10 protein-coding genes are annotated in these 12,962 nt (G+C 72.5%); 3 read left to right on the top strand and 7 right to left on the bottom strand.

Features of this window, described 5'->3' with window-relative positions:
* Window positions 1-8: 8 nt before the first annotated feature.
* The 5 genes from chvE to AS97_RS16060 form a co-directional block, all read right to left on the bottom strand.
* Window positions 9-1,118 (bottom strand): multiple monosaccharide ABC transporter substrate-binding protein, encoded by a 1,110-nt coding sequence (gene chvE, locus AS97_RS16080; protein WP_059147841.1) that lies wholly within the window; start codon window positions 1,116-1,118, stop codon window positions 9-11.
* Window positions 1,119-1,151: 33 nt separating this feature from the next.
* Entirely contained in the window at window positions 1,152-2,141 is a 990-nt protein-coding gene (locus AS97_RS16075) for a hypothetical protein (protein WP_078641213.1), read from the bottom strand.
* Window positions 2,142-2,309: 168 nt separating this feature from the next.
* The gene (locus tag AS97_RS16070; protein ID WP_059147843.1) at window positions 2,310-3,341 is read right to left on the bottom strand and encodes an alcohol dehydrogenase catalytic domain-containing protein; all 1,032 of its coding nucleotides are present in this window, start codon (window positions 3,339-3,341) and stop codon (window positions 2,310-2,312) included.
* A 151-nt stretch (window positions 3,342-3,492) separates the two neighbouring features.
* Window positions 3,493-4,656, bottom strand: coding sequence for a mandelate racemase/muconate lactonizing enzyme family protein (locus AS97_RS16065; protein WP_059147844.1), 1,164 nt, complete (start codon window positions 4,654-4,656; stop codon window positions 3,493-3,495).
* Window positions 4,657-4,867: 211 nt separating this feature from the next.
* Complete coding sequence (locus AS97_RS16060; RefSeq protein ID WP_210565157.1) at window positions 4,868-5,839, bottom strand: ArsR family transcriptional regulator; 972 nt, start codon at window positions 5,837-5,839, stop codon at window positions 4,868-4,870.
* 95 nt (window positions 5,840-5,934) lie between these two features.
* Between AS97_RS16060 and AS97_RS16055 the strand changes: the two genes are divergently transcribed.
* Together AS97_RS16055 and AS97_RS16050 are read left to right on the top strand one after the other, a co-directional pair.
* Window positions 5,935-7,164: an MFS transporter gene (locus AS97_RS16055; protein ID WP_125761508.1), complete on the top strand. Its 1,230-nt coding sequence runs from the start codon at window positions 5,935-5,937 to the stop codon at window positions 7,162-7,164.
* A gap of 452 nt (window positions 7,165-7,616) precedes the next feature.
* Window positions 7,617-8,150: a DUF6299 family protein gene (locus AS97_RS16050; RefSeq protein WP_086710748.1), complete on the top strand. Its 534-nt coding sequence runs from the start codon at window positions 7,617-7,619 to the stop codon at window positions 8,148-8,150.
* Window positions 8,151-8,195: 45 nt separating this feature from the next.
* Here AS97_RS16050 and AS97_RS16045 read toward each other — a convergent pair whose 3' ends face one another.
* Window positions 8,196-8,801 carry a TetR/AcrR family transcriptional regulator gene (locus AS97_RS16045; RefSeq protein WP_247204388.1) on the bottom strand — a complete coding sequence of 202 codons (606 nt, stop codon included), beginning with the start codon at window positions 8,799-8,801 and terminating at the stop codon, window positions 8,196-8,198.
* A 122-nt stretch (window positions 8,802-8,923) separates the two neighbouring features.
* On the opposite strand from AS97_RS16045, the gene AS97_RS16040 reads away from it, so the two are divergent.
* Window positions 8,924-11,473: a glycoside hydrolase family 3 C-terminal domain-containing protein gene (locus AS97_RS16040; RefSeq protein ID WP_059147849.1), complete on the top strand. Its 2,550-nt coding sequence runs from the start codon at window positions 8,924-8,926 to the stop codon at window positions 11,471-11,473.
* A gap of 289 nt (window positions 11,474-11,762) precedes the next feature.
* Here AS97_RS16040 and AS97_RS16035 read toward each other — a convergent pair whose 3' ends face one another.
* Window positions 11,763-12,761: an SGNH/GDSL hydrolase family protein gene (locus AS97_RS16035; protein ID WP_086710509.1), complete on the bottom strand. Its 999-nt coding sequence runs from the start codon at window positions 12,759-12,761 to the stop codon at window positions 11,763-11,765.
* Window positions 12,762-12,962 lie beyond the last annotated feature (201 nt).

The following is a 12,962-nucleotide window of genomic DNA, read 5'->3' as shown; positions in this document are numbered from 1 at the left end:
GTACCGCCCTACTTGAGCTGCGACGCGGTGTAGTAACCCTGGTCCACCAGCACCTGGGTGTTGGATTTGTCGATGCTGACCGGATTGAGCAGATAGGTCGGCACGACCTTCTTGCCGTTGTCGTACGACGTGGTGTCGTTGATCGGGGCCTTGCCGCCGGTCAGCTCCGCCTTGGCTATCTGCACGGTCGCCTTCGCCAGCTTGCGCAGGTCCTTGTAGATGGTCTGCGTCTGCTGGCCCCGGATGATGGACTTCACGGAGGCCAGCTCCGCGTCCTGGCCGGTGACCACCGGGAACGGCTTGGCCTTCGTGCCGTAGCCGGCGCTCTTGAGCGCCGAGAGGATGCCGATGGACATGCCGTCGTACGGCGAGAGGACGGCGTCGACGTCCTCGGTGCTGTACGACTTGTTGAGCAGGTCCTCCATGCGGTCCTGCGCCGCGCTGCCGCTCCACTTCTCGGTGTAGAGCTGGTTGAGGCTCGTCTGCTTGGAGCGGACGATCAGCTCACCCTTGTCCATGTACGGCTTGAGCACGCTCATCGCGCCGTTGTAGAAGTACCCGGTGTTGTTGTCGTCCGACGAGCCGGCGAACAGCTCGATGGAGAACGGGCCCTTGCGGCCCTTGGCCAGCCCCAGCTTGTTGACGATGTACTGGCCCTGGAGCCTGCCGACCTTCTCGTTGTCGAACGTCGCGTAGTAGTCGACGTTCGGCGTGCCCAGCAGCAGCCGGTCGTAGGAGATCACCGGAATGTTGGCGTCATGGGCCTGCTTCAGGACGTCGTTGAGCGCCCCGCCGTTGATCGGCGCGATCACCAGCAGCCGGTGGCCCTTGGTGATCATGTTTTCGAGCTGGGCCACCTGGGTGCGGACGTCGTCCTCGCCGAACTGCAAGTCCGTCTTGTAGCCCGCCGCCTGGAACTGCTTGGCCACATTGCGGCCGTCGGTGATCCACCGTTCGGAGGACTTGGTCGGCATCGCGATGCCGATCGTGCCTCCCTTTTCCTTGCTCTTGTACCGGCTGCCGCCGACCGCCTCCTGGCCGCAGGCCGTGGCCGTCAGCGAGAGCGCGAGGAGGCCGGCGCCTATCGCCGCGGCTCGTGCTCCTCTTACCGTGCGCATGGTGTTGGGGTCCTTCCCTGGGGCGTCGTTGCGTCAGGAATTCAAGGGGGCCGCGTCGGCGGTGAAACGCCGCAGCGGACCCGGCAGCCGGGAGCCGAGCGGGGACATCCCGCCGTCCGCGCCCAGTCGGCCCAGCAGGTCGAGCACGAGCCGCCCGCGGCGCACCCGCTCACGGGCGCTGCCCAGCGCCACGTCCCGCAGCTGGGCGCCGTACGGGTAGATCCCCGGGGATTTGCTGAGCCCGAACTTCAGATAGATGGGGGCACCGCGCCGGATCAGCTCCGCCGCGTCATAGAGCCGGACATAGCCACCGAGGTCGTCCGGAGCCTCGACATAGAAGTCCATCGGGGCGCGGGAGACCCGGCGGATCTCGGTGAGGTGCTCCAGCGTGAGGTCCGAGGGGATGTTGATGGAGTCGGCCCCGAGCTGCTCGTACACCGCGAACGAGGCCGGGTTGACCGGGCCGACCAGCGCGGACAGCTTGAAGGTGGTGTCCGCGGGCAGCTCACCGCGCTCCCGCAGCCGGTTCAGCAGCCACAGCACCCCCTCGTCGGCGACCAGCAGGCACTTCACGCCCAGCGAGACGGCGCGCAGCGCGTCCTCCACACATCCGGCCACCGCGTCATGGCCACGGGCACGCAGGCCCCCGCCGCCGGAGTCGGAGCGGGTGGCGGCGCCGATGTCCCAGGTGCCGCGGGGGCCGGTGAACAGGCACAGCTCGGCGTTCCGCTCGGCGCAGGACTCCACCATCTCGGTGATCTCGGCATCGGTGAGCATCCAGACGCCGCTGCCCTGGCTGATCCGGTGGATCGGCACATCGAGCCGCCCGGCCTCCTTGAACACGGTGGCCAGCGCCTCCGGACCCTCGACGGACGGGATCTCGGTGCGCCAGGTGCCGCCGTCGGGGAAGGTGTGCGCGGAGGCGTCGGCGGGGTCGGGGGCGGGCGTGGCGTGGCCGAGCGAGGCGAGGGCCGCGTCGGCGGGGCGGCGGGGGCCGGGAGTGGTGGGTGAGGCGGCGGTCACGGTGCTCCCTGTGGAGTGATGGCCGGTGGTTCGGCGTCCGGCTGGTGCTGCCCGGAACATCGTTGTCCGGGTGGGGCTGGGTGGATGACTAGAGACGGTCCGGGAGGCTGGTGGGATGACGGGAGACGGGTGCGGGAGGCGTGCCACAGGTGCTGGTCGAGGCCCTTGCTAGCCGAGGCCCTGCGGACGCAGCAGCACCTTGCCGACGGCCGGATCGCCGCTGCCGACCAGCTCGATCGCCGAGGCGAAGTCGGTGAGCGGCAGCTCATGGGTGATCAGCGGCCGCAGGGTCAGCAGCCCCGCGTCGAAGACCCGTACGGCGTGCGACCAGGCGGCGGGCGGGGCGCCGAAGACGGTCTGCACCTCGATCTGGCGGACGACCAGATCGGTGGGGTCCAGCCCGTCGGCGCCCGCCGCCGGGATGCCGGTGAGCACCAGCCGGCCGCCCCGGCGCAACAGCGAGGCGGAGCTACGGGCGGCGGAGGCCGATCCGGCGGTCTCGATGACCACGTCATAGCCCGAGAGCTGGTCGGAGAGCTGGTCCCGGGTGCGGAAGTCGGTGGCGCCGAAGTCCAGCGACAGTTGCTCCCGGTCCGGGCGGGTGCCCACCACCAGCAGCCGTTCGGGGGAGACGGCGGCGAGGAACTGTACGGCGATCATGCCGAGCGTGCCGGTGCCGACCACCGCGACCCGCTCACCGGGCCGGGCCCGGGCCTTGAGCGCGGCGGCGGCGATGCAGGCGGCGGGCTCCAGCAGGGCGGCCGCGCCCAGGTCGGCGTCGTCGGACAGCGGATGCAGCAGCCGGGCCGGCAGGGTCAGGGTGTCGGCCATCGCCCCGGGCTGGGTGAAGCCGGTCTCCTCGTACCCGGCCGTGCACAACGTGGTGTCCCCGGCGTGACAGCGGTCGCACACCTGGCAGTTGCGGAACCCCTCGCCGACGACCTTACGGCCGACGAGCGCCTCCGGGACGCCCGCGCCGACCGCCTCGACGGTCCCGGACCACTCATGGCCGGGGGTGACGGGATAGCGGACGTACCCCTCGGGCCGGTTGCCCTGGTACAGCTCGCGGTCGCTGCCGCAGATCCCGGAGGCGTGGACGCGCACCCGGGCGTCACCGGGGCCGGGTTCGGCGATCGCCCGGCTCTCCAGCCGGTGGCTGCCGGGCTTGTCGAGTACCAGGACGTCTTCCGTGCGGCTCATATGCAGGCGCTCCCCTCGGCACCGTGCGTCTCCAGCCCGTTCGGACGTCGGCCCTTAGGCCCCTGAGCGAGGCGCGTGCCGACTGGGCGAAGCCGGGCGGCCCCGGCGACGGGCGGCCGTATCTCGACGACGACGCGACGTTCCACGGCGCTCATTCGCCTCGCCCCCCGGAGGGATTCCGCTTCTCCCAGCCCTCGGCCCACAGGTCGAAGTGGGCCTGCTGCTGGGGGAATTCGGCCGCCGCGTCGGTGTCCAGCTCCACGCCGAGACCGGGCTCGTGGGAGAGCTGGAAGTAGCCGTCCACGACCTGCGGGGCGCCCTTGACGACCTTCTTGATCTCCGCGTCGGCGAAGTCGTTGAAGTGCTCCAGGATCTTGAAGTTCGGGGTGCAGCCGGCGAGCTGCAGCGACGCGGCGGTCAGCACCGAGCCGCCCACATTGTGCGGGGCGATCAGTACGTAGTGCGTCTCGGCCGTGGCGGCCAGCTTGCGCGCCTCGCCGATGCCGCCGATGTGGCCGACGTCGGGCTGGATGATGTCGGCGGCCTGCGACTCGAACAGCTCGCGGAACTCGATGCGGTCGTGGATGCGCTCACCCGTCGCGATCGGCAGACGCGTCTTCTCCGCGACCTTCGCCAGCGCCTTGAGGTTCTCCGGCGGCACCGGCTCCTCCAGCCACGACGGATGGAACCGCTCCAGCTCCCCGGCGATGCGGACGGCGGTCGCCGGGCTGAACCGCCCGTGCATCTCCACCAGCAGCTCGGCCTCCGGCCCGATCGCGTCCCGTACGGCCTCCACGAGGGAGATCGAATGCAGGGTCTCCGCATGGTCCAGCTCGAAGTGGCCGGTGCCGAAGGGGTCCAGCTTCAGCGCCCGGTAGCCGCGCTCGACCACCGTGGAGGCCGCCTTGTGGAACGCCTCGGGCGTGCGCTCGACGGTGTACCAGCCGTTGGCGTACGCCTTGACCTGGTCCGTCACCTTCCCGCCGAGCAGCTGCCAGACGGGCACCCCGAGCGCCTTGCCCTTGATGTCCCAGCAGGCCATCTCGACACAGGCGATCCCGGACATCACGATCTCGCCCGCCCGGCCGTAGTCGCCGTACTTCATCCGCCGGACCAGGTCCTCCACCGCGAACGGGTCCGACCCGGCGAGGTGATTGCGCTCGGCCTCGCGCAGATAGCCCAGCAGCGCATCGGTCCGCCCGAGCATGCGGGTCTCGCCGACGCCGGTGATCCCCTCGTCCGTATGGACCTGCACATAGGTGAGATTGCGCCAGGGGGTGCCGACGACATGCGTACTGATACCGGTGATGCGCACAGCAATCGACCCTTCACGATGTTCGATATTTCGTCACACGTTCGAAATCTTGGCGTGACCGTAGCCAGCCCCCGTCAGGGGTGTCAATGGTCGTGCGTCGAATGACATTCGAACGTGACGAACCATCATGACCGATCAAGAACCATCATGACCGATCATCTCACTGGACAACATGGGTCCAGGGATGTTCGTTGCTGTGCTTGTCCGAGGACTAGGCGGTTCGCTGGGCCTCGACCAGCACCTCGCCCGCCGTCGTCCGGTAGTACAGAACCGACCGTCCCGCCCGTCGCCGCCGCACCAGGCGGGCCTCGCGCAGGACGCGCAGATGGCGGCCGACCGAGCCCAGGGTCTGGCCGGTCAGGGCCACCAGGTGGGTGGTGCTCTTCGGGGTGTCGAGCAGGACCAGGACGCTCGCGCGGGCCGGGCCGAGGAGGCGGGCCAGGGAGTCGGGGGCCGGGGGAGGGCCGGGGGTGGTCAGGGCGCCGGCGCAGGGGTAGATCACGGCGTAGCGGTGCGGCGCGTCCCAGGAGACCCATCCGGTGGTGGGGGTGACGGGGACGAGGAGCAACTGGGCGCCGTGGACCGCGCGGGGCGGGTGGTCATGGGCGTTGATCCGCAGCCGGCTGCCGCCCAGCCACCGCATACCCGGCCGCAGGCCGTCCAGCGTCGCCGCCCAGCCGCCCTGGCTCACCTGGCCGGTGCGCGCCACCACATCGGCCTCGATGATCCGGCGGCGGCGCGGCCAGGAGGGCCGTACGGCCTCCGTCCACACCCACTCCAGCAGATCCGCGAGCCGTCCCGGCAGATCGTCGCGGCACAGCGCGGCGGGGAGCGGGGAGCGGCCGAGGGAGACCGCGAGGTCGCGGCGCGCGGCGGCGGGGGGCGTCGCGCGCATCCGGGCCAGCTCCTCCTCGAGGGACGGCTCGCCCTCGCCCGGTGTCTGGGTGAGGAAGTCCGCGAGCCAGGTCCGGCCCAGTGCGGCGCGGACGAGCAGCGCGGCGATGGGGTCATCGGCCAACCGCGCCCGGTAGGAGGGCAGATGGGCGTCCAGCCAGGCCCGCTCGCCCGGGTGGGCGGCGCTCGCACGCTCCAGGGTGACCAGGGCCGCGGTGGTCTCGGCCAGGGCGGAGCGGACGAACCGGCTGCGCGCGAGCGTATCCGCGTCGACCAGCCACAGCCCCATCCGGTCACCCCCGCCGCCACCGTGTCGTTTCGCGTGGTTTCGCGTTCGCGCGAAACATTAACGCCACCGCGCGGAGACTCCCGAGCCTGAAGGCCATGCGCACCTATCGAGAAGTGTTCCGGACCCCGGAGTTCACCCCGCTGTTCCTGATCTCCGCCACACAGGTGGCCGCCTCGACGGCGAGCGGGCTCGCCCTCGGCACCCTGGTCTACGCGGCGACCGGCTCACCGCTGCTCTCGACGCTCAGCATGTTCGGCCCCTCGCTCGCCCAAGTGGCGGGCGCGCTGGCGCTGCTGTCGGCGGCCGACCGGCTGCCGCCGCGCGCCGCGCTGTCCGGGCTGGCGGTGCTCTACGCCCTGGGGACCGCCGCGTTGGCCCTCCCCGGGCTGCCGGTGGCGGCCGTCTTCGCCCTCGTGTTCGGGATGGGCGCCGCGGCCGCCCTCGGCGGCGCCGTCCGCTATGGACTGCTCACCGAGATCCTGCCCAAGGAGGGCTATCTGCTGGGCCGTTCGGTGATCAACATGTCGGGCGGCACGATGCAGATCGGCGGCTACGCGGCCGGTGGCCTCCTCGTGACCGCCCTCTCGGCGCGCGGCACGCTGCTCGTCGCCGCCGCGCTGTATCTGGTGGCCGCGGGCGTCGCCCGGTTCGGCCTGAGCGGGCGTCCGGCCCGGGCCGGCGGACGGCCCTCGGTCACCGAGACCTGGCGCGTCAACGCACGGCTGTGGTCCTCCGCGCCCCGCCGCCACGTCTATTACGCGCTCTGGGTGCCCAACGGGCTGATCGTCGGCTGTGAATCCCTCTTCGTGCCCTACGCGCCCCGGCACGCCGGACTGCTCTTCGCCGTCGGCTCCCTCGGCATGCTGATGGGGGACCTGCTCACCGGACGGCTGCTGCCACCGCACCGGCGGGAACGGCTCGCGGCGCCCCTGCGGCTGCTGCTCGCCGCCCCGTATCTGGTCTTCGCCCTGCATCCGCCGCTGCCCCTCGCGCTGGCCGCCGTCGCCCTCGCCTCGATCGGCTTCTCGGCCACGCTGCCGCTCCAGCAGCGGCTGATGGCCCTGACCCCGGACGCGATGAGCGGCCAGGCTCTGGGGCTGCACTCCTCCGGCATGCTCACCATGCAGGGCGTGTCCGCCGCCCTCGCGGGCGCGCTGGCCCAGCCCACCTCACCGGCTGTGGCGATGGCCACGATGGCGGCGGTCTCGGTCGCCGTCACGCTGGCCCTGGCCCCGGGGCTGCGGGGCGATCCGGCGGCGGCGCGCCAAGTGGCCGCGTCGGCGGGGAGGTTCGAGGAGGCGGCCCCGGAGGAACGAGCACCGTAAGGACGCTCCCGAGGGCGGTGAGGAGGACGGTAAGGGCGCTCCCGAGCGCGGTAAGGAGGACGGTAAGGGCGCTCCCGAGGGCGGTAAGGGGGACGGTAAGGGCGCTCCCGAGGGCGGTGAGGAGGACGGTAAGGGCGCTCCCGAGGGCGGTGAGGAGGACGGTAAGGGGCGCCGTGCGCGCCCCGTAAGCCGCACGCCATGGGCACCGTAAGGGCGCTTCGCGAGCACCGTAAGGGCGCCGCCGGGGCCACCGGGCGCCCGGTGGCCACCCGTTGGGCGGTGCCGGACACGCCGCCCGGGGGTGAGGTTCCCCCGGACGCGTTCGAGGGCCCGGTAGCTGTACGGGGGTATGAGCACCCGCTCACGGGCATCCGTCCGGCGACTCCGCTCGGGAGGACGTGACGGAGTCCGCGGCGGGCATCCGCTCCCCGCCCCAGGAGGTATGTACGTCCATGCGCAACCGCCGCGCCCTCGGCGCCCTCACCGTTCTCCTCATGGCGGCTCCGGCCGCCCATGCCGCGCCCGCCGGGCCCGACCGCCCGGAACTGCGCCCCGACTCGGGGCCGGCCACCCGGGGAGAGCGGTTCGACCGGCCGAGTCTGCCCCTGCCCTGGACCGACGATCTGGTCATCGACCGCACCGGGGACGTCACCCCGGACGGGGCCGTCACGCTGTACGGCAGCTACCGGTGTGTCCGGGAGGGGGCGGAGAGCCCGCGGGCCAGCGTCCTCGTCACCCTCACCCAGGGCCGGGAGCGGCACGGTCTCGGCGGCCACAGCGCGGTCTGCGACGGACAGCGGCACCGCTGGGTGATCGACGCGGTGGACGTGGGGGCGTATGGGCCGGGATCGGCGCAGGCCGAGGGCACGCTGCTGAGGTTCGACACCGCCGACGCCTCCGCCGCGGCCGACGCCGCCTTCGTGCCGCTGCCGAGGAACGCGGTCGGGGTCGAGCAGGACGTCAGGCTGGTGGCGGGCCACGGCTGAGCCGCCGTCACGCGACGGTCCGCACGCGACGTCCGCATCGCCGCGTCATCCCTCGGCCTCCTCGTCTCCCTGTCCCAGCAGGGAGACGAAGGCCCGGAAGAGGGCGGGCATGTCCACCGCGTCCCGGTCGTGCAGCCACTGGAACTGCAGTCCGTCCATCACCCCCACCACCAGCGGGGCTGCGGCCTCGGGGGTGAGCCCGCCGGGGAGCCGGTCGCCGAACTCGCCGCGCAGGGTGGCCGCCATGTCGGCGCGCACCTTCTCATAGCGCTCGGTGAAGAAGCCGCGCGCGGGGTGCTCGTCGGTGACGCTCTCGCCGAGGAGCGCGGAGAAGGTCTGGACGATGCCGGGGCGCATCGCGTTGTACTCCACCAGCGAGGTGAGCAGGTCCAGCGGCCATACGTCCCCGCCGTCGCGCCGCCCGGAGCCGGTGTCCCACTGGTCGCGCTCCTTGAGCACTGCGATGAGCAGGGAGTCCTTGGTGGGGAAGTAGTGGAGCAGCCCCTGTTGGGTGAGCCCCACCCGCTCGGCGACCGCCCCGAGGGTCGCGCCCCGGTAGCCGCGCTCGGCGATCACTTCGAGCGCGGACCGGACGATCTCCGCCCGTCGTTCCGCACCGCGTCGCGTACCGCGCTCCATCGCCCTGTCCATGCTCGTACCGTAGAGCATGTTTGATAACGAGTCGATAACGGTACCTACCTGCTGACAGGTACTCGGGTCCAGGATGGCCCCGGACGAGGACCGGACAGGACCCGCACCGGGAGGGGCGAGCGATGGCGGACGCGATCGACGACGAGGGCACGGCCGAGGCCGTGGAGAAGGCCCTCGGCCTGCTGGAGCTGGACACCAAGGCGCGGCTGTTGTCCGGGCAGGACATGTGGAGCCTGCCCGCCGTTCCGGCGATCGGGCTGCGCTCGCTGGTGATGTCGGACGGCCCGATCGGCGTCCGCGGCGTCCACTGGACCGCCGACGACCCCTCCATCGCCCTGCCCAGCCCCACCGCGCTCGCCGCCACCTGGGACCCGGAGCTGGCCCGGCGGGCGGGCCGGCTGCTCGCGCAGGAGGCGCGGCGCAAGGGCGTCCATGTGCTGCTCGCGCCCACGGTCAATCTGCACCGCTCCCCGCTGGGCGGGCGCCACTTCGAGGCGTACAGCGAGGATCCGTATCTCACCGGCGAGATCGGCACCGGCTATGTGACGGGTGTGCAGGACGGCGGGGTGGGCACCACCGTCAAGCACTTCGTGGCCAATGACGCGGAGACCGAGCGCTTCACCGTCGACAACGAGATCGGTGCGCGGGCGCTGCGCGAGCTGTATCTCGCGCCCTTCGAAGCCATCGTCAAAAACGCGCGCCCGTGGGGCATCATGGCCGCCTACAACGGGGTCAACGGCTCGACCATGACCGAGCACCGCGAGCTGCAGCGGGGAGTGCTGCGCGAGGAGTGGGGCTTCGACGGCTTCATCGTCTCCGACTGGCTGGCGGCCCGCGACACCGTGCGGGGGCTCAAGGGCGGGCTGGACGTCGCGATGCCCGGCCCGCGGACCGTCTACGGCGACGCGCTGGCCGCCGCGGTGCGCGACGGCCGGGTGACCGAGGCGGAGCTGGACGAGGCGGTGCGGCGGCTGCTCACCCTGGCCGCCCGGGTCGGCGCCCTGGACGGCGCGGCCCCGGCCGTCGCCCCCGCCGACCGGCCCGGCCCGATCGACGGGGACGCGCTGGCCCGCGAGATCGCCCGGCGCTCCTTCGTGCTGCTGCGGAACGAGGGCGCGGGCGGCCGGGGCGCGGTGCTGCCCCTCGACGCCGGAGCCCCCGGCGGAGTGCGGTCGCTGGCCCTGATCGGGGCCGCGGCGCGCGACGCCCGGGTGCTGGGCGGTGGCTCGGCCGTGGTCTTCCCCGACCATGTGGTCTCACCGCTCGACGGACTGCGGGCCGCCCTGCCGCCGGAGGTCCGGTTCAGCTACGCGGTGGGCGCCGATCCCACCGACGAACTCACCCCCGCCGCCCAGGGGTTCGCGCTGCGCGCCGTGGTCCGGGCCGCCGACGGGCGGGTGCTGGGGGAGTCCCGGCTGGCCAGTGGGCAGGTGCAGTGGATCAGCGACTTCCCCGAGGGCGTGCGCTACGAGGAGCTGCACACCGTCGAGACCGTCGGCACCTTCACCCCGCGCGAGAGCGGCGCGCACTCCTTCGGCACCCGGGGGCTGGGCGGCCTCCGGCTGGTCGTGGACGGCACGGTGCTCTTCGAGGGGGAGCAGCTCCCGCCGGACGTCGGCGACCCCTTTGAGGCGTTCATGGGCTCGCCGGTGCCCCGGGGTCAGGTGGAGCTCACGGCGGGCGAGCCGGTGGAGGTCAGCCTCACCTGTGCGGTGGCCCGCCCCGAGGAGGCCCTCCTCGACGCCGTCTGCTTCAGCCTGCTGCACCGGGCCCCGGAGCGGGACGCCGAGGAGCTGCTCCAGGAGGCCGTCGCCGCGGCCTCGGCGGCCGAGGCGGCCGTGGTGGTGGTCGCCACCACCGAGAGGGTCGAGAGCGAGGGGTTCGACCGCGCGCATCTGCGGCTGCCGGGCCGTCAGGACGAGCTGGTGCGGCGGGTCGCCGCCACCGGCACCCCCACCGTGGTGGTGGTCAACGCGGGCTCCCCCGTCGAGATGGACTGGCGGGAGGAGGTCGCCGCGGTGCTGCTGAGCTGGTTCCCGGGCCAGGAGGCGGGCGCCGCGCTCGCCGATGTCCTGCTGGGCGCGGAGGAGCCCGGCGGACGGCTGCCCACGACCTGGCCCGAGCGGCTCGAGGACGCCCCGGTCAGCGCGGTGACGCCGAGCGAGGGCCGACTGGTCTACGACGAGGGCGTGTTCATCGGCTACCGCGCGTGGGAGCGGCGGGAGGGGATCGCTCCGGCGTACTGGTTCGGGCATGGCCTCGGCTACACCGACTGGGCCTACGAGGCGATGGACTTCACCCCCGCGAAGGCTCCCGCGACCCCGGCGGAGGCCGCCGGGGAGCCCGCCGACGGCGCGCTGGGAACGGTGACCGTGCGGGTCCGCAACACCGGGCCCCGGGCGGGGCGTGAGGTCGTGCAGCTCTATCTCACCGTGCCCGAGGACGACGGCGAGGAGCGGCCGGTACGGCGCCTCGCGGGCTTCGCCTCGGTCACGGCGGGCCCGGGGGAGACAGCGGAAGTGTCCCTCCCCCTGCCCCGCCGGGCGGCGGAGATCTGGGACGAGACGGTGGGCGCCTGGCGCCTGATCACCGGCACCTACGCGGCAGAGGCGGCCCGAAGCGCCGCCGACCGCCGCCTGTCGGTCCCAGTGCCTGTGCGGCCGACAGCCTGAGCCGCCCACCGCACGCCGCCCCTGCGGCCCGGGGCCGCGTGGGAGCCGCGGCGGGCTGTTCCCCTCCCCGCCCCTTCCCGCACCTGGGGCTGCGGCACCAGACCCCGGAGTCCAGGGGCGGAGCCCCTGCCACGCGGCGGAGTCGCATACAAGATCCGGCGGACACCCCGTAGCCCACCTCGCCCGGCCCAGAGGGGCCCGCGCCCGGCTCCCGGCCCCTGGCCCCCGGCCCCTGGCCCCCGGCACCTGGCCTCTGGCCTCTGGCCGGGAGCCGGGCCGCGGCTCGGGGTCAGGGCGCGGAAGCGGTGATGCGGCGGTAGGCCATGTCGGCCAGCTGCGCCTGGCCCGCCTTGCTGGGGTGGAACCAGTCCCACTTGCTCAGCTCGGAGGTGGTGAAGCGGTATTCGTGCACCGCCGGGTCGTACCGGCACAGCACATCGCGCCCGCAGACGTCCTTCAGCACCTTGTTGTACTCCGTCACCCGGTCCGCCACCCGCTGGCGGCGGTCGTTGGAGGCGGCGTCCAGGTGCTCGGAGTCCTTCAGCATCGACGGGCAGATGCCCAGCTTCCAGATCTGCCTGCCGAAGACGTTCTTCCGCCCCTCCGACCACAGCCGCTTCAGATCCGGCACGCTGGCCACATACACCTGGGTCTTCGGCAGGTCACGGCGGAGCCGGGTGAGCGCCGAGGTGAAGGTGGAGCGGAACTGCTCGGTGGAGGTCATCTCGTCGACCGAGTCCCGGCAGGCGTCATTGGCGCCGATCATCACGGTGACCAGCTTCGGCTTGCGGGCCGCGGCCGCCTCGATCTGACCGGGGAGGTCGGCCACGACCGCGCCGGTCTTGGCGAAGTTCCAGCTGTGGGTGCCCGCGCGGGCGGTGGTGGCGGGCAGCAGCCGCTGGGCGAGGCTCTGCACATCGGTGCCGGTGGACCAGGACACCTCGGGGCAGTCGGAGAGCACCGAACAGGCGTCGAAGCCGCGGGTGATGGAGTCGCCCAGGGAGGCGATCGAACTCGGCCGGGTGTTCCAGGCGATCGTCCGCTTGGCGCCGGGGGTCTTCCCGGCGCGGGTCGGACCGTGCCGGGAGGGGTCGTCCGAGCTGCCGAAGCAGCCCGCCGAGCTCAGCACGGCGGCGGTGGTGAACAGCACCACACCGGCGCGTACGGTCGTGCGCCCGGCCGCGCGGCGGCCAGTGCGCGACGCGGTGCGCGGGGTCGGGCGCACGACCGTACGCGTGGTCGAGGAAGCGGCCTCCGCACGCTTCCGGCGTGTCGCGCTGACCCGCATGGCTGTTCCCCCTCCGGCTGTTGGGTGATATCTGTCCGGACCGACGGTACGTCACTCCTCCGGCTGGATCGCACGGTACGTTTTTCTTGTGGGCCTGATGAGCGTCGTCCCGGCGACAAGGCGTGCTATGCGGTACCAGCACATTACGCCCCGTCACATCCTGTCCACTTTCTAGAGAATTCTGCACGATAAATTTCACTG

Source organism: Streptomyces sp. AgN23 (genome assembly GCF_001598115.1).
Lineage (GTDB): Bacteria > Actinomycetota > Actinomycetes > Streptomycetales > Streptomycetaceae > Streptomyces > Streptomyces antimycoticus.
Note: the sequence above shows the minus strand (reverse complement) of the source record. Positions and strands in the feature narration are given on the sequence as shown.

Excerpts from the sequence above, each read along its gene's own strand:
- chvE (WP_059147841.1), bottom strand. The coding sequence starts at position 1,118 with ATGCGCACGGTAAGAGGAGCACGAGCCGCGGCGATAGGCGCCGGCCTC.
- AS97_RS16070 (WP_059147843.1), bottom strand. The coding sequence starts at position 3,341 with ATGAGCCGCACGGAAGACGTCCTGGTACTCGACAAGCCCGGCAGCCAC.
- AS97_RS16060 (WP_210565157.1), bottom strand. The coding sequence starts at position 5,839 with ATGGGGCTGTGGCTGGTCGACGCGGATACGCTCGCGCGCAGCCGGTTC.
- AS97_RS16055 (WP_125761508.1), top strand. The coding sequence starts at position 5,935 with ATGCGCACCTATCGAGAAGTGTTCCGGACCCCGGAGTTCACCCCGCTG.
- AS97_RS16050 (WP_086710748.1), top strand. The coding sequence starts at position 7,617 with ATGCGCAACCGCCGCGCCCTCGGCGCCCTCACCGTTCTCCTCATGGCG.
- AS97_RS16045 (WP_247204388.1), bottom strand. The coding sequence starts at position 8,801 with ATGGACAGGGCGATGGAGCGCGGTACGCGACGCGGTGCGGAACGACGG.
- AS97_RS16040 (WP_059147849.1), top strand. The coding sequence starts at position 8,924 with ATGGCGGACGCGATCGACGACGAGGGCACGGCCGAGGCCGTGGAGAAG.
- AS97_RS16035 (WP_086710509.1), bottom strand. The coding sequence starts at position 12,761 with ATGCGGGTCAGCGCGACACGCCGGAAGCGTGCGGAGGCCGCTTCCTCG.